Here is a 19,323-nt window from a genome sequence, read left to right as displayed (position 1 = left end):
ACTAATGAAATACACTTAAATCCCACTGGTCTCTCCAATTTATCTGTACTTTTTCATGCCGAAGATCAATAGGTAGCCAGATATACCTGCTATCCATAAGCTCTTTGGGCTTCCATCGGTCGGCCATAAAAATAAAGGAATCTTTTTTTCCTGCTACGGGAAGTACAAATGTCGACTGACCGTCAAAAGTCAAGGCTGAATTTGGTCCCCGCATCGGATCACCGAGTGATTTCCAAGGACCAAAAAGATTCTTGGCGACATGGAGCTCGGCACGATTCGGTGCCCAACCCGTGCATCCGCTAGTGATCAGGTAATACCGATCATTGTATTTGAATAATGCTGGAGCCTCCCTATGATTCCGAAATAGTAAAGAATCCTTCGCTGTTACATGGAGGTAATCATCCGTTAACTGTACCATGCGTAAAGCATAATTTTCGTCGGATGAATACACTTGGTACGCCTTCCCATCGGTATCCACAAATAAACTCATATCGCGTGACATATTGTTATTTGGCCTGAAACTATGGACAAACTGAAACGGTCCAAGAGGTGAGTCACTTACTGCAACAGCCGCCCTGGCCGCAGCATAGCCCTGACCTTTCAATTCGAGATGGAACCACATGACATATTTTTTCAGTTGCTCCTGATAGATAACTTTAGGTCTTTCCATAATACAGCCCCAGGCAATATCACTTGTAGAATCTGCGCTAGGCGTTAGCGCCAATCCTTCAAACTTCCAGTGATGCAAATCATTGGATGAATACACATTGACTCCCTGAGATGTTGTTCCACCACGTTTCTCTCCATACCAATAGTATTTTCCATTCTGATGAAGTACGCCGCCGCCGTGTGCATTGATCACATCACCGCTGTCGTCTGTCCATCTTTCCCCTGGTTTAAAACTACTCACTTGAGCAGATTTCACTTTTTGATAGACCCGTACATAATCAATTTCATATTTTGCCGGAAGTAATTTATGATCTATCGCACCGCCATTTGTACCGCCTAGAGCCAAATTTAACAGCAGATAATGCGGTTGGGTAAATGGGTTAAAGCCTGTACCATCCCGATTAACCAATTGGTCCATCGTAACGCGAAGCATCTCAATATCGTCCACATACAGCGCAATAGCATCTTCGTCCCAGATCATTCGCCAAATATGAAACTGATCAGCCCAAGCTTTTCCCCCAAGATCTTTAACTGCCCTAGTCTGACCGAACCAATGGGCTTTCCACCGCTGATCAGTACCTGTCGCGATATTCGCCAATATTTTGCCACGGTAATACTCCATAATATCTATTTCGCCATTGGACGGCCACTCTTTGGTCGTTCCTAATGTCCAGAAAGCAGGCCAAAGCCCAGCGCCAACAGGTATACGTGCCCGAATTTCAAAAATTCCGTATCTCCAGCTTTGCTTTCCTAAGGTATTTATTGAAGCTGAAGTATACCTTATCTGCTTTCGGCTGCTAATCCAATCTTTACTGTCTTGAATAAAACCCGGATGCTTGCGTTGTTCTTTTTTTGCTTCAATAATCAATAGGCCATTACGACAGAAAGCATTTTCCTTTTGATACCATTGTTCTTCGCGGTTACGTTTGAAACCTTCTTCGTAGCTCCACTTGTTTGTATCTAGCGTGCCCTGATAATCGAACTCATCCGACCAGACTAAGTCATACTCCTGTGGGATGGGTTTTTGGCTGTATGCGGCAAAACAGCTTAAAAGCAAAATAAGACAGACAGATATAGGTGTTTTCATGATTTATTTTAAGTCTCTTTGAGCGAATAGTTATTGATTATTCGCAAACAAAAATATCACCCTTTTTCTATCTAGACAAGGGGGATATTGAGTCAAAAAGAGGGATATATTCGTATTTATGTAATAATACGATGACACAAACACGATTTAGCTTTTCGAATTCCCAATTAGATCACAAACTCATTCCTAGAGTAAATGCTACCCCTTTAGATTCTAGATCCACATTTCCATACCCAATTCCCGTCAAAGGCATTTTAACAAATGGTTTCACGCCGATATTAATTTTATCGTTGATTTTCTTCTCAATAGAAACCGAAAAATCCGCGACACCAAAGATATGCTGGTTCTCGCCATTCACTTCATAGACGGCACTGTTTTGAGATCCGCTATAGCTCCCCCCACCTTCATAATCGAAAGTGTATTTTTCCTTCAGCATAAAATAACTTGAAAGCCCTGCGCTCACATTAAATTTGACGTTTTTACTTTTAAGTACGGTGTAACTTGCTGTCAAGGGAACATCAAGAACATCACAAACGGCACTTACATTGCTGGGCAACTGAGCCATCTCCGGTGGATTTGATGGTGTATAAAACTTATATGCTGATTTATAATTCTTCTTAGCATAAGTCGCTCCCACAGAAACATGAAATCCTTTTGCGAGCGGATAGGAATAAGCCAAGCCGACATTTTCACTAAGGGAAGATTTCCCTGCTCCACGTACGCTTGTAAGATCTGGCCCAACGAGGAAACTAACAACCGACCGTTCCTCTTCCTTCCTCATGGCACCTATGGTTTCTTTAGGTTGATAAATAGCTGCCAAGCGCTCCCCTATCCCTTCAATCGGTTCTTCTTTTAAGTTGAAACTAGGTAATCTACGATGACTATATTCTATAGGAGGAATAGTAAATGTTGTTTCCTGTTTTCCATCCTGTATCCTTGTCTTTATATCGGCGACCTGCATTAAAAGAATATCCTGCAGTATTCTATTTTCACTTGGTACCGCTAAACCACTATTCATACCTGTATGCGGCTGAAATGCAACCCCACCTAAATCTTGTTCAGGTTCATGTCGCAAATTTTCCTCACGATGAATAGTTCCATTTTCCAACCCTTCTTTTTCAGACAAAATATTGGCTTCATTGATTTCATTCAGCACATCGTTAGACTTAAGTACTTGGTCATTCCAGATAAAAAAAGCTATTAAAACTGCTGCAACTGTGGTCGCTAATGTTATTAAAAGTACAATCTTTCTTTTCTTTAAACGATTTGACTGATTCAACCGTGATTCTATATTTTGCCAATGTGATTCATCAAACTCAAAATGAACATCATTTAGGCCGTCTTTAAAAATTTCATCAATCTTATTTTTATCCTTTTCCATCATGCTTTCTCTTGAGTTTTACCAAATTTTACACCTTGAGCTTGCATTATTTGTACAAGTCGCCCGCGTGCTTTATGTAAATTAGATTTTGATGTTCCAATAGCAATACCCAGCATGCCACTAATTTCCTCATGTCCATAACCATCTATTGCGTAGAGGTTGAACACCGTTCTGTATGCCGGTGGAAGCTGCTGTACCATCGCCAATAGGTCTTCATAGTTTAACTTTTGAGTGATGCTATCATCTTCCACAATAGCGTGCTCATACAAGGATACATCAAGTAGGAAGCCCTGTTTAATGTTTGCGCGGTAAAAATCAATTGCAGTATTCGTCATGATTTTTTTGATCCATATGGAAAAAGGCTTCTGAAAATCATATTTACCAATATTTTTAAAAACCTTAAAAAAACCTTCATTTAAAATACTTAGTGCATCTTCTCTGTTATTAGCGTAGCGCAGACATATACCTAAAGACATCGCATAGTAAATGGTATAAAGATCTTTCTGAGCTCTCCGGTCCTCATCAATACATCCTTTAATAATATGGATAGATTTTTCGTCAACTTCTGTTATCGCCACTCGATATTGCTTCTTTCTTTTGATAAATATAGTATTAAGTCTAATACGAACGGATTGTAAGAAAGGTTGCCTGCAAAAAATATTTTTTTTTGAATCAATTTCAAAGCAACCTTTCTTTTGAAATGATCGTAATATCAACAGATTATTTCAAAAAAGGCACTCATATGAAAGTAACAAAAAAACACGTAAAGCTAGTCTTTCTCGGTCTATTGACCTTAACAATGTTTTCTGCATGTTCAAAAAACGATGCAGCTCCTGACAATGTAGAAAATAAAAATAGGGGTATACAAATATCTGCCAATGCCCAGTTTGGTAATATCCTGACCGATGCAAACGGTAGAACACTGTACTTTTTCTCCAATGATACAAAAGGCATCTCTACCTGTAATGGTAATTGTTTGGCAACTTGGCCAGTTTACCATAGTAACGAAACAAGTACGGATGTAAAAATTGATAAAAGCCTGATGGGTGAAATCACACGCGAAGATGGTTCCAAGCAAAGTACATTTAAAGGCTGGCCGCTTTATTACTATGCAGGCGATGGTCAATCTGGTCAGGTGAAAGGGGATGCTATAAATAAAATATGGTATGTAGCCAAACCCGATTATTTACTTATGGTTGCCAATGCCCAACTCGTCGGACACGACGGTAAAAACTATTTAGGTGATTATACCGAAGGAATAGCAAAAACAATGTATCTAACAGATGATACAGGTAGAACACTGTATGCCTTTAAGCCTGATAAATTCAACAAAAACAATTATACTGCCGCAGATTTCAGCAATGATCCGATCTGGCCAATTTTCCAAAAAGAAACAGGAGCCCTTCCTTCGCTTATTCGTACAACTGATATCGCCGTAATTAGCGTCTATGGAAAGAAACAATTGACTTTCAAAGGATGGCCCTTATATTACTTCGGTCAGGATATACAACATGGAGACAATAAAGGAATAAGTTTCCCACGTGTTGGTGTTTGGCCGATCGTAAATGACAATACAACCGTTGCTCCTGCAAACTAAATCTATACTAACGATTCAAACATATGGCACAAAAACATAAAACAGCGATTCCTTGCCTCATAGCATATTATCACTTCGTCATTTCGCTCTTAACCATATCAGCTCTCACTTTCTCCGCCTGTACGAAAAAGCAGGCGCAGGAACTTACGACCAATCCAGATAACGGTACTGAAACGGTGACAGCCGAGAATGTATCGTATACGAATTTTTCTAAAGCTTTTTTCGAAAGCAAATGTAGTTCATGCCACGGAACAGGACGTTCGGCTAGCGGACGATGGACATTTAATGGCTATACTTCCGTAAAAGAAAACATTGCAAGAATTAATAACGCTGTACTGGTCACCAAATCCATGCCGATAGGCGGGGCGCTAACTTCAAAAGAAATAGAAATGCTCGACGCATGGATAAAGAGAAATTCACCTGAAAATTAATGATATCAATATGAAAAAAATTAACATTTACATGGTGCTCTTCATGATGCTTATCAGCGTGGGGACATTTGCTCAACAAAAGACCTACCTTGTTTCAAAAGAAAACAGCATTACCTTTTTTAGTAGCGCCCCTTTAGAGAACATTGAAGCTAAAAGTACATTAGGAGCTTCGGCTATAAACCTTCAAACCGGAGAAATCATTTTTAGAGTAAAAAATACATCTTTTCAATTTGACAAAAAGCTGATGCAGGAGCATTTCAATGAAAACTACATGGAAAGTGACAAATATCCCCTATCAGAATTTAAAGGCAAAGTCGAAAATGCGGACAAATTAACAAAAGACGGTAATTATACGCTCAACGTAACAGGAACACTTCAGGTTCATGGAGTTACCAAATCGTACAGCACAAAGGTCGAGTGTACCGTAAAAAATGGAACGATAAGGGCTATTTCAAATTTTCAAGTAAGACTTGCAGATCACAAAATAACAATTCCATCGATCGTTGGAAAAAAGATTGCTGAAGTCGTCAAAATAACCATTGATGCGACCTACAAACCCTAAAAATTCGAATGCATTTCAAATGAAAAAAACGCTACTTATACTCTTGTGCTTAACTTCTGCAACATCATATGCCCAGGAAGACCTAGAGAAATTGATTCATATCGATACACCGAAAAATGAAAAAGTCACAGCAACCTTTAAATCCGGCAACCTGATCAATCTTAAAACTACAGAGACTATTCATCGAAATGAAATGGACTTTCGAGTAGATCACCGTTTTGGTGATATCGCGGGCAGTGCAGGCGGTGGGAAAAATTTCTTTGGTCTGGATAATTCTACAGACATCCGTATAGGATTTGATTATGGACTCTTAGATAATCTAAATATCGGAATTGCCCGCGCGAAAGGCGCGACAGAAGTTAGACAACTCTTTGAGGGCAATCTAAAATACCGATTTATCGACCAAACAGTAGATAATAGTGTCCCTATTTCCGTAGCTCTTTTTGCAAGCACTACCCTATCTGCAATGGAGGCAAGTACTGATAAAGCTTCGGCTGCTAGCTTTGATACCTTCAGTGACCGATTAAGTTATGTAACGCAACTCATTATTGCTCGAAAATTCAGTACAAATCTATCGCTCGTTTTGGTACCGTCCTATCTTCACCGCAACTATACCGCACATAATGATCAAAATGATTTGTTTGCACTTGGAATTGGTGGACGGGCGAAAGTCAGTAATCGGGTCGCATTAGTGGCGGACTATACATTACCTTTCCGAAAATCATCAAATAAAAAATACCGTGAAGATCTAAGTGGGCAGCGTTATTATAATGCCTTAGGGATAGGTATTGAAATGGATACTGGTGGACATATATTCCATCTAAATTTCACAAATGCGACGGCAATTCAAGAATCTCAGTTTATCAGCGAAACAAATAGCTCCTGGGCTAAGGGACAATTCCGCTGGGGATTCAGCATCGCGAGACGTTTCAACTTCAATAAAAAATGACAGTTAAAAACCTGAATTAAAGATCATTAAAGACAATAATACGCTCGGTAAATTAAAAATTCAAAAGCTAAAAAACAGATAAGCATCTACCTTTTCTAATGAGCACATTGAAAAAAAATTCCCCAACAGGTTTTATACCTGTGGGGAATTTTACTATTACACAATATTAACTCTACAAGTCATTTAACCAAGTATTAACCTCGTCTTGTGTTTTTCCGGTCTTCTTTTGAAGTTTACCGACTAACTCGTCTTCTTTGCCTTCTGCGTACATCAGATCATCATCTGTAAGGTCTGCATATTGTTGTTTTACCTTGCCTTTGATCTCATTCCAACGGCCTTTCCATGTTAAATCACTCATAATTATTCTCCTTTCATTAGTTATTAATAGAACAGTATTAATCAAATAATCGTTTTAAAAATTTATTTTTAAAGTCGTAACCGTTATACCAGCACTTTTTATCCTGGTATTATTATTTTCGGTTACAATTAGCGGTCCAAGCCTTTCCGTCTTTTGTGTAGCCAATTGTTAATTTTCCAGCATCAATACGAATAACTCCTGTACCTGCCGAACCAATATTGATTAAGACATTATCCTTTCTCTCAAAATCTACTCCATTAAGATTAGGAATACCATTTCCGAAAGCAAAATTATAAGTATCACCAGCTTTTGTTACCGTAACTGTCCCTTCCGCAGCTGCAACATCATTATCATTGTTGTTTAAATTATCAAAAGAGATTGTACCTTCGTATTTTCCAATAAAAAGATCATTGTCTGCCGGATCATCATCTTTGCTACATGCCGTAAAACCTACTAATACCGTAAAAATAAGCATACCTAGTCCCAGTGTTTGAATTAATTTTTTCATACGTCAAATGTGTTAATGTAAATATTCTATTTTATTATAGCGGGGTAAAATTCAAACTTTATGCCAGTCCAATTTCACTTCATAAACATCCGTATCAAATTACTAAGAAGAGGTATAAATACCTTATTAGGGTATTTATACCAACTACCAAGACGATTTTAGCTGGCTTAACATCTTAATAACTGATTGTATGAGATCGGATTTTGTGACTTTCAGGGTATAATCAGTTTTCAGTTCTGAAGCATAAGAACGTAGGCAAAATATTGCTGAAAAAACTTGGAGCGAAAGCCCTTTATCGCTAAATTCATTTATCCCAAGCCTACACTATGGAAATCAGTTATACGATTAATGTCCGAAGATTTGAAGATTACTTTGACTTATGGAGTTCCAAAGTTTATCAATATGCACTTCATAAAACCAAATCATCTTATCTGGCCGAAGAAACTGTACAGCGTGTATTTATCAAACTCTGGAAAAATATGAGTGACAAAAATATCGATGCCACCATAGAATCCCAGATTTTCTGTATCACCCGAACAGTGGTAATCGATCTGGTCAAGGCAGAATATAACCGAAAGAAACTTCTGGATCACGATCAGACATTTGTCTTACGCCATAGCCCCCAGGATGATTTTTATGCCAAACAACTTACATCAACCCTCCATAAAATTGTCGATAAATTACCAAAGAAACGCAAGGAGATTTTTATGTTAAGTAGATTTTCCAATCTTTCGCATAAGGAAATTGCAGAAAAAATGGCCATATCGACGAAAACCGTAGAAAATCAACTAACGCTAGCCCTAAAAACCATTCGGAAGGCTTTACTGTTCTGCATGCTGATGCAAATTATTTTTTAGCTTCTTTGGGGGATAACTCATTTTGGATCGTAATCTTATTAGATGAAGATTACAAAAGAATTGATCGACAATTACCTAAGCGGTAAAGCCAATGCGGAAGAAATTTCGGCCATAGAAAACGCGCTAGCTAATAACGAGTTTTATTGGGAGGATCTTATGCCGGAGACGGAATGGCAAGAATATGAGGTGGATTCGGATTTTAAAAACCAAAAAGAAATAAAAGCGCATATTTTCGAACAAGTAGCGCAAAAAGCCAAGTATCGTTTCAATTGGTTAAAATATGCTGCCATTATTATCTTCGTTGGAATCGGAGCTTGGATAGGATTTACCCAGATAGATCCTCCGAAACCTCATACCACCTATCTTAGTTCCAAAAAAATTGAAGCATCTCCGCAGGAGAAACCCGACAATTTGTATTATATCAATTCAGGTAATACTGTTCAACACATTGAAGTTCCAGATGGATCTACGATCGAACTATTCCCCAATTCTGAAGTGAAATTTAGTTCCGATTTCGCGGACACTACTTCACGCGACATCCAATTGAAAGGTAAAGCCAGATTTACCGTAGCAAAAAATAAGGCAAAGCCATTTCGCGTTCATACGGCAGATTTGACAACAACCGCGCTTGGCACTGTTTTCAGTGTAGAAGAAGGTGTTAGCGCGATTACAAAAATAAAACTCTATGAAGGCCGTATTGAAGTCAAAAACAATACAAGTTCCGGAAATAAAAAACCCTTAAACCTGCATTTTTTACCCAATGAAGAAATCAGCATTGACCGCAAGCAGCAACAGATCGTTGCCGAAACCCGAATCAATGCTTCTCAATCCAGCAAAAGGGGATCATATCTAAAAACAAGTGGACAACTGATCTTTAAAAACCTCCCTTTGCACGCTGTACTTCATATCATCAGTCATAATTATGCGGTTAAACTAAACTTTGAACCTAAAGATATACAAGATAAATACTATAGTGGAACGTATAAAAATACGGCATCCGCATACCTCAACATGCTAGCTGATATCCAAGCACTTCATAGGATAACCATTCATGTACAAACCGAATAAAATTCACTCAATTAACCCACAAATTATGCACAATTATTTACCTTCCAAGCATAGTATACTGACTATGCTACTGTTGAGATCCAACATTCGAGCCGACGTAAACTGGGCATTACGTCTAGGCCTCATGGGGCTTTTGTCAACAAGCTATTTTCTTGCTGACGCCCAACAAAATGCGACCATTAACGGAGTAATCAAAGATGAAACAGGAAAGCCCATCCCCTCGGCGACGGTTACCATACGTAATGCGACGAGCGGATTGACAAAAACAACAAGCAGCAGACCAGACGGAACCTTTTCGCTCGACCAGATTCCCGCTGGACAGGGCTACCAAATCAGCGTATCTTCCATTGGTTTTAAGAGCAAAGAACTGGTGGATTACACCATTACGGACAGGGACAAACTAGCGATCAATATCAGTTTGGAATCGAGCGCGCAAAATCTACAGGAAGTTGTCGTCACCGCACTTGGTATCAAACGCGAGAAAAAAGCGCTGGGTTATACAGTCGCTGAACTCAAAGGCGACGAGCTAACGCAGGGTAAAGAAACCAATGTCGCCAATGCCCTATCAGGTAAGGTTGCCGGCGTACAGGTGAGCCGCGCCGCATCCGGTGCCGGGGGTTCGTCCAAGGTCGTGATCCGGGGTAACAACTCCCTTATCGGTAATAGCCAACCCCTGTATGTGGTGGATGGAGTACCGATAGACAACCAAAGTATTTCGTCTCCAAATCAGTCAGGGGGAACAGATTATGGTGACGGAATTGGAAACATTAATCCCGAAGATATCGAAACGATGTCGGTATTGAAAGGCCCAAATGCGGCCGCACTTTATGGACAAAGAGGAAGTAATGGTGTTATTTTAATCACAACCAAATCGGGTAAAGCCGGAAAAACCCGATTTAACTATGGAACAGATTTTTCATTAGGTAATGGGTTAGTTTTACCCGATTTTCAAAATGTCTACGGCCAGGGACTGAACGGTACATTTACACATTTTAGAAAAGATGATGGCACCATTGTCTCCATGAGTGAAGCGCTGAAAAATGGTTACAGTGGTATACCTAAAATGAGTGCCGGACGTGATCGTACAACGCGAGCAAGCTGGGGAGCGAAGATGGAAGGCCAGACTTATGAAGACGCTTATGGCAACATCTTACAGTTAACACCAAAGCCAGATACCTACTCATCTTTTTTTCAAACGGAGAAACAGTTTACTAACAACCTTAGTATCGACGGCGGAACAGACAAAGTCAACTACCGCTTCTCGTTCGCTAATACCGATGTGAAAGGATACATTCCTACAAATACGCTCAAAAGAAACAATTTTGGTCTGCGCACCCAAGCCAAGATAACCGACAAATTTCATATCGACATCAAGGCGAACTATATCGCCCAAAAGGGACAGAACCGGCCTACATTGGCTGATGCAGCAGACAACCCGGCTTACCTATTCATCAGCCAGCCGCGAAGCCTAGGCAACGACATCCTGGCACAGTATAAATGGACAGCACAGGAGATCAGTAGACAACTCGGATTTTCGGGATTGACGGAAGGATTGGAAAAAACATATGCCACCAATAGTTCCACAGCAAATCCGTTCTGGACCATTCATGAAAATCACAATGAAGATCGCCGCGATCGCATTATTGGCTTGCTCCGTCTGAGTTACGACTTTGCCTCTTGGCTAAAGGTAACAGCGACTGGAGGTACCGATTTCTATACTGATCAAAGGTTTCGCTACCGTCCAATCAATACCTACCAAAGCTTAAACCGAAAGGGAGATATTCGAGAAGAAGTCATCAGAGCCCGCGAAGACAATTTTGATATCCTAGCAAGTTCCAACTTTAAGTTGACCGACGATATTAAACTCAGTGCCAACTTAGGTGCCAGTCACCAAAATAGATATTTACGTATGACAGGAAATTCAGGGAATCAGTTTATTGTACCCAACCTCTTTGTCATCAACAACACCACCACAAACAGTTACATATTTGACTTGATCCAGTCCAAGATTAATTCGGCTTATCTATCGGGTCAATTCAGTTACAAAGACTATTGGTTTGTTGATTTCTCTGCCCGTAACGACTGGTCTTCGACCCTGTCAAAGGAAAACAATTCGTTTTTCTACCCGAGTGTAAGTTCCAGTTTGGTCTTATCGGATGCGTTCAAATGGCAATCTGACGCACTGTCTTTCGCCAAAATCAGAGCTTCATGGGCCCAGGCCGGTAGTTCAGGAAACCCCTATCAGCTGACAGGAGCATATAGTCTCAACCAGTATACCCATGGTGGCGTACCGATGGCTTCCTATACAGAAATTATTCCTGATCCGAATTTGAAAAACGAATTGACTACATCAATCGAAGCTGGGGCAGATCTGAGATTTCTAAAAAACAGACTTTCTTTCTCCTTCACCTACTATCAGGCCAAGACAAAGAATCAGATTTTGGACGTACCAATCGCCCCTTCCAGTCTCTATGTAAAAAACAGGATCAACGCTGGAGAAATTAGCAACAGAGGTATTGAATTTGTATTGGGAGCAACACCAATCAAAAGCGAATCGGGCTTTGAATGGAATACCACCTTCAATTACAACCGCAACCGGAATAAAGTAGAATCACTCTATCCTGGCGTAGAAAGCTTCTTACTTGCTACAGACCGCGGGATAAATGTGGTTGCGGAGGTCGGAAAACCATTTGGCCAGCTGATTGGGACACAGTTTGCGTGGATCAAAGATGATCAGGGAAATAGGTTGATTGACCCGACCACTGGGCTCCCCTTACGCACAGCTGGACGTGTAGAAACCGATCTTGGAAATGCACAACCCGACTGGTTGGGAGGTTTTGCCAATACAGTTAAATATAAAGGTTTCAACCTCTACGCGCTTGTCGATATCCGTCAGGGCGGTGTGATCTTCTCCCAGTCGAACCGCGAACAGATTATCTATGGGACTTCAACGAAGACCCTAGAAGGACGAGATGGAACTTACGTTGCGGCAGGGATGCTCGGCCAAAAAGATGGGGCAGGAAACTGGACAAGTACCGGAACACAAAACAGTAAGCAAGTTGCCGCACAAGATTACTGGAACATGGTAGCCAGTGATAAAGAAGTCATGGTCTCTGAAGAAATGATCAATGATATGAGCTATATCGCCATGCGCGAGATCAGTCTTTCTTATTCTTTCCCTAAAAAGCTGATGCCACATAAGCTTGTTAATTCCCTAAAATTAGGCGTCTATGGCCGAAACCTATTTTATTTTCAACGGAAAACTGATGGATTTTCACCAGAAGCCTCTGCCTTCAATGTTAACAATAGCTCCATCGGTATTGAATCAACTTCACTTCCTATGATGCGCACATTCGGTATTAACCTCACAGTTGGTCTATAAACCCTTTATTATGAAAACGAAACTATTTAAAAATACATTCATCTTCGGACTTATTTCTGTAGCAGGACTAGGAGCCTGTACCAAAGATTTCGAACGAATCAATACGCCTCCCACATCTGTCACCACTGTAGATCCATCTTTAATCATAGCACGTATCCTACGTGATGGTACTTTTCAGGAATCTGGGGAACTACCCAACAACAAGTTTGGCTCTTGGATCCAACATTGGGCTGGAGGTCCGGTAGTGCCTGTTTCTCGATATTTTGAAGGACCCGAAAATCTTATTTGGTCGCAGCACTACACCTTGCTCCGCAATATCGTTCAGATCAAACAGGAATTGAGCGGCAAGGAAGACAATGCAGCAGGAAGAAGTAAACTGGCTATCGCCGAACTTTATGAAGCATACCTCTATCAGCGCCTTACAGATTTGTTTGGGGATATCCCCTATTCTGAGATCACAAAATCCAATAAGGAAATTAACCGTACGCCCAAATTCGACAAACAAGAAGAGATCTATCCGGCACTGGTTCAAAAGGTCGATGCAGCTATAGCAAGGCTGACCAGCGGCGACCTGTCTTACGGCTCCTCAGATTTCTTTTACAAAGGCAGCATTGACAAATGGAAAAAATTTGGCAATTCACTCAAACTAAAGCTCGGCATGCGCATGCGGTACGCCAATCCCTCTTTGGCCCAGAAAACGGTTACCGAAGCCATGACTTCTGCTATAGGTCTATTCTCCAGCAACAGTGATAATGCCGCAATACCGACCTACAACGATGCTCAGGCTGAAAATCAAAATCCTATTCTACGTCAAATGACAACCGGAAGTGCGGATCTGCGTTATCTTGCCAATACGTTAGTCGATAAACTGAAAGAATATAAGGACCCTAGGCTTTCACTGCTTGCCGAGCCTGTCCAATTCAATGGTACAGCAACATATCAAGGTATTGGCGTTGCTTTAACGGATAATCAGTTGTCACAGTTGATTCGTGCCAACTATTCCACGGCCAATAAATCAACATGGTTCAGTCTCACCTTTGCTCCGATTCCAAGCTATGCCTTTACCTATTCGGATATATGCTTTTACAAAGCTGAAGCTGCGCTGCTGGGCTGGGGAGCTACACCTGCAAATGCACAAGCATTTTTTACAGAAGGTGTCAAAGCTGCGCTGGCATTACCGCCATATAATATTTCGTCTATTCCTTTAGCATACGAATCTGTGATCAATTTAAGTGGTTTGACAGACGAACAGAAAATGGAAAAAATAGCGACGCAAAAATGGATTCACCTTTTTGGCAGGGACATGGAAGCTTTCGCGGAATGGCGACGTACCGGATACCCCAGCTTAACCCCTGGCCCAAATCCAGGTTCAACCAACGGACAGATACCACGCAGGGCAATATACTCCAGTGAAGAGGCTGAGTTGAACGCAACACATGTAAAGGAAGCGGCAGCCAGAATGACGAATGGAGATTCTTTCTTATCAAAAGTATGGTGGGACAAAAAATAATACACTATAATAATGGGGCTGACCAGTTTTGGACAGCCCCTGTCGTTACCGCTTTAAAATATAGGTAATACAGCAGTTTTTTAGATAAATTTTCAAAGAGATAGGCTTAATTCTTTAGACAATGATTATATTATGCTTGCAGCGAAATAGCGACATTATGCAACTGAAACATAGTCCTTCATACACTGTAAAACCCAATATAATGATTAACTTAAAACCCCTTACGCTGGAAGACGTCTCACCATTTTATGAATGGATCAATGATGACATTTCGATAAAATATTCACTTTCTATTTTCCAATCCATGCACTCAAAGGAGCAGATCGATGCTTGGTTTTTAACTGTTGTCAACGATCTAAAAAATTTTAATCGTGGAATTTTCTTAAACGATACCAATAAATTGATTGGATATGCTGGCATTTGTAATATTTCAAAGCTAAACAGATCAGGAGAATATTTTATCTTCATAGGAGATCGTCAACAATGGGCTAAAGGGATAGGGTCTCAAGTTACCCAATTACTTCTCGCTATTGGTTTTGAAAAATTAGGGCTCAATAGCATTATGCTTACCGTATCCGAGCCAAATTATGCGGCGATTAAAGCGTATGAAAACGCTGGATTTAAACCGGAGGGGAGGATGCGCAAAGCCTGCTTTCGGGATAACCAATTTCACGATAAGCTATTGATGTCAATTTTAAAGGATGAATGGTTTGATCGAAGAGACCTAATAAAAAATGAAGATAATTAATATAGTTTGTCTGCTACTTGGAATAGTAGGTCTTTGGATACAACTTCTTAAAAGCATTGTAGACGGCTTGATGTATCACTGTAGAATGCAATTCTTCGGGCATATAATCAAACACAAAATCAATCTTTTCTTCGCTCCTCAGTACGTCAGATAATGCTAGGGCCTCATTATACATGCTAATGTCCTCTTCTTTGTTCGGCACGCCAAGGTAAACCCTTACATTTTTTTTCAAATTATGTTGCAAAAGCTTTTTTGAATTTTTCAATAAAACCTCCTCTCCCCACCATAAACTTGGGCTTATAATAATATAATCATCAAATAGTTCGGGGTGCTTTAATAAAATTTCTGTAGAAAAAAGTCCTGCCAGTGACTCCCCTATTAACGTCTGCTTTCCATTCGTACGATAATTACGAGTGAGGTAAGGTATCAATTCATTTTTTAAGAATGCTATATATTTTTCAGAACCGCCGTACGAAGAAAAGCTCGCTTTCTGAAAACCCTCCCGCTCTATAAAATCAGTATTTTCGACAGGGAAGGTAAAGTCTCTCCTTCTTTTATTTCCTCCTATTCCAACAACAATACTTTGAGGAAATCTATCGATCCAAGGTTGCGTCACGAAACGTACAATCCCGGAGATATGAAAAAAATCTTCATCTATACCACCATCGAGCACATATACAATCGGATATCGGACAGAATCATTTGGGTTATAATTATCAGGAAGATAGATATTGATCGTTCGATCTTCACTCAAAACCTTTGAATGCAATATTTCTGACTTACCGATCGATAATAGCGTCGCTTTTTGTGCAAAACAAGTTGAATAATAAATAAAGATAAAGAAGAAAACAAGTATTCTATTTGCTACCATATTGGATACATTTCGCTTAGAAACAATACAATTGAATAATATACAAAATTACTATTTTTAGTATATAGCTCATTTGCCAATTCGATAAAAACGATATATTATTGACACCGCCCGGACAATACACATGACACAAATAACCACAACATTTGTTAAATTTGATAGACATCATATTCCAGTGTGTTTTATGAAAAAAATAGGTTTTTTATCGTTTGGACATTGGTCCAAACATCCCGCATATAGTACGCAGACAGCAAGTGACACCTTGCTGCAATCGATAGACTTAGCTGTAGCTGCAGAGGAAATAGGCATAGATGGAGCTTATTTTCGCGTACATCATTTTGCAAATCAGCTGGCATCCCCGTTTCCTTTACTCGCGGCCATTGGAGCCAAAACCTCTAAAATTGAAATCGGTACTGGTGTAATCGACATGCGCTATGAGAACCCTCTTTATATGGTGGAAGATGCCGGCGCTGCAGATTTAATTGCTGGAGGCAGATTGCAGCTGGGAATCAGCAGAGGTTCCCCAGAGCAAGTAATTGATGGCTGGCGCTATTTTGGTTACAATCTAGGCGAAGATCAAACCGACGCAGATATGGGAAGGCAGAAAGCTTTGGCGTTTTTGGAAAAGCTTGACGGTATCGGTTTTGCTGAGCCAAATCCTTACCCAATGTTTCCAAACCCACCGGGCCTACTCCGGCTTGAACCCTATTCAGATGGCTTAAGGGATCGTGTCTGGTGGGGAGCAGCGTCCAATTCAACGGCCATATGGGCGGCGCAAAATAAAATGCACCTTCAAAGCTCTACCTTGAAATATGATGAAAATGGCAAACCTTTTCATATTCAGCAGGCCGAACAGATACGCTTATACAGAGAGGCTTGGAAGGAAGCTGGACACACCGGCGAACCCCGGGTATCTGTTAGCAGATCCATTTTTGCGTTGGTCAATGATTTGGATCGCTACTATTTTGGGCAGGCGGCGGACAAAAAAGATAAGATAGGAATGATCGAATCAGACAAGCGGGCGATCTTTGGAAAGAGCTATGCGGCCGAACCAGATCAACTTATAAAAGAACTAGCGCAAGACGAAGCCATCCAAGAAGCCGACACATTACTCTTAACCATTCCAAATACGTTAGGAGTAGACTATAACATTCATATCCTTTCGACTATTTTGAAATATGTCGCGCCCGAACTCGGCTGGCGTTAACTTTTCTGAACTTATGATAAAGAATATTCGGTACAAAACAAAAATTGCTGTAATAGGTGCGGGACAAGCTGGGCTTTCCGCTGCCTATCATTTAAAAAGAATGGGACTTACAATCGGGAAAGACTTTATTATCTTAGATGAAGCCCCTAGCCCAGGTGGGGCCTGGCAATTCCGTTGGGATTCACTCACCTTAAGTACTGTTAATAAAATACACGATTTACCTGGTATGTCGTTTGAAGAAACGCTATCTACAAACGACACGGAGGTCCAAGCAAACACCGCAGTTCCCCATTATTTTGAGCTTTATGAAAAGAAATTTGAGCTTCAGGTCTATCGGCCAGTCAAAGTAGAAAAAGTCTATGCACACCAGAATCGTTTTCACATCGATACAAAAAACGAGCATTTCTCAGCTCTAGGCATTATAAACGCTACAGGTACATGGGAAAACCCATACATTCCGGACTATCCCGGTGCAGCTTTATTTCAGGGAGAACAACTTCATACAAAGGATTTTAAAACTGCAGCCTATTTTAGTGGAAAACATGTGATTGTTGTTGGGGGTGGCATTTCTGCCATTCAATTACTCGACCAAATTTCCCAAATAACGACAACGACCTGGGTTACACGTCGACCACCATTGTTTAGAGAAGGCCCCTTTGATGATATGGCAGGTCATCATGCTGTTGCCATGGTGGAAGACCGTGTAAGGCAAGGACTTCCGCCTTTGTCTGTAGTAGCTGTGACAGGCCTTCCCTATACCAGCGAAATCCAAAAGATGGAACAGCGTGGAGTTCTTAAACGCTTTCCGATGTTTAAGGAAATAACAGAAAAGGGAATCAAATGGGACAACGGAATAGAGCAAAAAGCAGATGTAATTCTTTGGAATACGGGCTTTAAAAGCTCATTGAGCCATCTCGATGCCGTTCTGCCAAAAGAAGTCCAAGGCGGAATCCAAATGACAGGCAGACTCGCTACCATGGTAGCCAAAGAGCCCAGAATTCACCTCGTGGGTTATGGCCCATCAGCATCCACTATTGGAGCAAACCGAGCCGGAAGTGCCGCAGCCAAAGAATTGCTAAATACGCTTTCAGACTTCGGCCACAGTCTCATCATGTAGAGCGAAACAAACTAAACTGGCAAATCAAGTCAGAGCGCAGCAATGGAATAGCAATCTAGCATTTAATCAAAGTTATTCACCACGGTAACAAATCCTCAAAATATTAATTGTCAACAGCTAACTAAACCAAAAACCCTATAGACTTTCTTTAAGGACTAACCATCAATCGATTTGTACACGTACCTTCATTTCTAAACGAAAAAAAGCTCTGTGGATGCGAATTTAAATTCATTCCTTACAAATTTAAATCATACCTTAAGATATATTTATCCATGCATTACTTTTATACAAAATAATAAAGAGAACCCTACTGAATAAAAGCTAAAGCTAGGAAGAATGGAGTGGACAATATTGAATCATCAAACCTTCCTACATCATATATATAGTGCTATTCAGTATGGCTAAGCGGACTAATAACAATGTATTCAATTAATAGATTTTTATCATGAAAACAAAACATTTATTTTCAGCATTATTGTTAACATCTTGTAGCTTAACACTATTTACATCTTGTAATGGCGACTCTGTCGATACGGTAAAAGCTATTGAATCTAACTACGACAACCAAGACAAGACCATTGCGTTAGTTGGAGAATTTGATGCACCGTCTTTCACCTTTTCATCTGGCAAATCGAAAACGATGGAAATGAATTTTGTTGTTAAATCTCATGCTTTCAGTTCAGAAAAATTTACAGTAATCAATGTGATTTTACCTGTTGGCACAGAAAAGAATAGTGTATTATTTGATATCCCTGCGGACCAAAAAAATTATACGCTCAAGAACTTCTATGTATTTGACGACAATGGAGAGAAAATCAATCTAGATTCGCATACAACATTTAAAATGAAAGGTACAGTACGTTACAGCGAATTAGAGAAGCCAGAAAATGAGCGAGAGAAAGACAACTTTAATTATAAAATAACCGACGTAAGTTTTGTCAAAAATTAAAAATGATAGCCGCTATAATTCAAAAAATAAACTCATTTTATCAATCGAAAACATAAGCAACCTGAACTTAAC

General features: G+C 40.2%; 18 protein-coding genes. 12 read left to right on the top strand and 6 right to left on the bottom strand.

What is annotated here, in order from left to right:
- Position 1: 1 nt before the first annotated feature.
- The 3 genes from B3139_RS20555 to B3139_RS20545 all read right to left on the bottom strand — a co-directional run bounded on the left by B3139_RS20555 (position 2) and on the right by B3139_RS20545 (position 3,715).
- A complete protein-coding gene (locus B3139_RS20555; protein ID WP_293885408.1) occupies positions 2 to 1,756 on the bottom strand; it encodes a family 43 glycosylhydrolase in 1,755 nt (584 codons plus the stop codon).
- A 172-nt stretch (positions 1,757 to 1,928) separates the two neighbouring features.
- Positions 1,929 to 3,140 (bottom strand): outer membrane beta-barrel protein, encoded by a 1,212-nt coding sequence (locus B3139_RS20550; protein WP_293885406.1) that lies wholly within the window; start codon positions 3,138 to 3,140, stop codon positions 1,929 to 1,931.
- Entirely contained in the window at positions 3,137 to 3,715 is a 579-nt protein-coding gene (locus tag B3139_RS20545) for an RNA polymerase sigma factor (protein WP_293885404.1), read from the bottom strand. The genes B3139_RS20550 and B3139_RS20545 overlap by 4 nt, the downstream gene beginning before the upstream one ends.
- A 164-nt stretch (positions 3,716 to 3,879) precedes the next feature.
- Here B3139_RS20545 and B3139_RS20540 point away from each other — a divergent pair, with 164 nt between their 5' ends.
- The 4 genes from B3139_RS20540 to B3139_RS20525 are packed head-to-tail and all read left to right on the top strand — an operon-like array spanning position 3,880 to position 6,676.
- Positions 3,880 to 4,734, top strand: a complete 855-nt coding sequence (locus B3139_RS20540; protein ID WP_293885402.1) for a hypothetical protein — start codon at positions 3,880 to 3,882, stop codon at positions 4,732 to 4,734.
- A 23-nt stretch (positions 4,735 to 4,757) separates the two neighbouring features.
- Complete coding sequence (locus tag B3139_RS20535; RefSeq protein ID WP_293885400.1) at positions 4,758 to 5,165, top strand: c-type cytochrome; 408 nt, start codon at positions 4,758 to 4,760, stop codon at positions 5,163 to 5,165.
- Between the two features lie 10 nt (positions 5,166 to 5,175).
- Entirely contained in the window at positions 5,176 to 5,727 is a 552-nt protein-coding gene (locus tag B3139_RS20530; protein WP_293885399.1) for a YceI family protein, read from the top strand.
- Between the two features lie 19 nt (positions 5,728 to 5,746).
- On the top strand, positions 5,747 to 6,676 hold the full coding sequence (locus tag B3139_RS20525) for a DUF5777 family beta-barrel protein (protein WP_293885397.1): 930 nt from the start codon (positions 5,747 to 5,749) through the stop codon (positions 6,674 to 6,676).
- 172 nt (positions 6,677 to 6,848) lie between these two features.
- Here B3139_RS20525 and B3139_RS20520 read toward each other — a convergent pair whose 3' ends face one another.
- Positions 6,849 to 7,034 (bottom strand): CsbD family protein, encoded by a 186-nt coding sequence (locus tag B3139_RS20520; RefSeq protein ID WP_209576504.1) that lies wholly within the window; start codon positions 7,032 to 7,034, stop codon positions 6,849 to 6,851.
- 112 nt (positions 7,035 to 7,146) lie between these two features.
- Positions 7,147 to 7,542: a hypothetical protein gene (locus B3139_RS20515; protein ID WP_293885395.1), complete on the bottom strand. Its 396-nt coding sequence runs from the start codon at positions 7,540 to 7,542 to the stop codon at positions 7,147 to 7,149.
- Positions 7,543 to 7,868: 326 nt separating this feature from the next.
- On the opposite strand from B3139_RS20515, the gene B3139_RS20510 reads away from it, so the two are divergent.
- The 5 genes from B3139_RS20510 to B3139_RS20490 all read left to right on the top strand — a co-directional run bounded on the left by B3139_RS20510 (position 7,869) and on the right by B3139_RS20490 (position 15,107).
- Positions 7,869 to 8,399 (top strand): sigma-70 family RNA polymerase sigma factor, encoded by a 531-nt coding sequence (locus B3139_RS20510; RefSeq protein WP_293885394.1) that lies wholly within the window; start codon positions 7,869 to 7,871, stop codon positions 8,397 to 8,399.
- Positions 8,400 to 8,441: 42 nt separating this feature from the next.
- The gene (locus tag B3139_RS20505; RefSeq protein WP_293885392.1) at positions 8,442 to 9,467 is read left to right on the top strand and encodes a FecR family protein; all 1,026 of its coding nucleotides are present in this window, start codon (positions 8,442 to 8,444) and stop codon (positions 9,465 to 9,467) included.
- Positions 9,468 to 9,492: 25 nt separating this feature from the next.
- Positions 9,493 to 12,849: a SusC/RagA family TonB-linked outer membrane protein gene (locus B3139_RS20500; protein WP_293885390.1), complete on the top strand. Its 3,357-nt coding sequence runs from the start codon at positions 9,493 to 9,495 to the stop codon at positions 12,847 to 12,849.
- Between the two features lie 10 nt (positions 12,850 to 12,859).
- Entirely contained in the window at positions 12,860 to 14,359 is a 1,500-nt protein-coding gene (locus B3139_RS20495; protein WP_293885388.1) for a SusD/RagB family nutrient-binding outer membrane lipoprotein, read from the top strand.
- A 202-nt stretch (positions 14,360 to 14,561) separates the two neighbouring features.
- Positions 14,562 to 15,107: a GNAT family N-acetyltransferase gene (locus tag B3139_RS20490; RefSeq protein WP_293885386.1), complete on the top strand. Its 546-nt coding sequence runs from the start codon at positions 14,562 to 14,564 to the stop codon at positions 15,105 to 15,107.
- Between the two features lie 13 nt (positions 15,108 to 15,120).
- Here the strand turns inward: B3139_RS20490 and B3139_RS20485 are convergent, their stop codons facing one another.
- Complete coding sequence (locus B3139_RS20485; RefSeq protein WP_293885384.1) at positions 15,121 to 15,978, bottom strand: alpha/beta hydrolase; 858 nt, start codon at positions 15,976 to 15,978, stop codon at positions 15,121 to 15,123.
- Positions 15,979 to 16,162: 184 nt separating this feature from the next.
- Between B3139_RS20485 and B3139_RS20480 the strand changes: the two genes are divergently transcribed.
- The 3 genes from B3139_RS20480 (at position 16,163) to B3139_RS20470 (ending at position 19,251) form a co-directional block, all read left to right on the top strand.
- Complete coding sequence (locus B3139_RS20480) at positions 16,163 to 17,185, top strand: LLM class flavin-dependent oxidoreductase (protein WP_293885382.1); 1,023 nt, start codon at positions 16,163 to 16,165, stop codon at positions 17,183 to 17,185.
- Positions 17,186 to 17,198: 13 nt separating this feature from the next.
- Positions 17,199 to 18,302: an NAD(P)-binding domain-containing protein gene (locus B3139_RS20475; protein ID WP_293885380.1), complete on the top strand. Its 1,104-nt coding sequence runs from the start codon at positions 17,199 to 17,201 to the stop codon at positions 18,300 to 18,302.
- 445 nt (positions 18,303 to 18,747) lie between these two features.
- Complete coding sequence (locus tag B3139_RS20470; protein ID WP_293885379.1) at positions 18,748 to 19,251, top strand: hypothetical protein; 504 nt, start codon at positions 18,748 to 18,750, stop codon at positions 19,249 to 19,251.
- Positions 19,252 to 19,323: the final 72 nt, after the last annotated feature.

Source organism: Sphingobacterium sp. UBA1498 (assembly GCF_002325125.1).
Taxonomy (GTDB): domain Bacteria; phylum Bacteroidota; class Bacteroidia; order Sphingobacteriales; family Sphingobacteriaceae; genus Sphingobacterium.
This window is presented reverse-complemented; position numbering and strand designations above follow the sequence as displayed.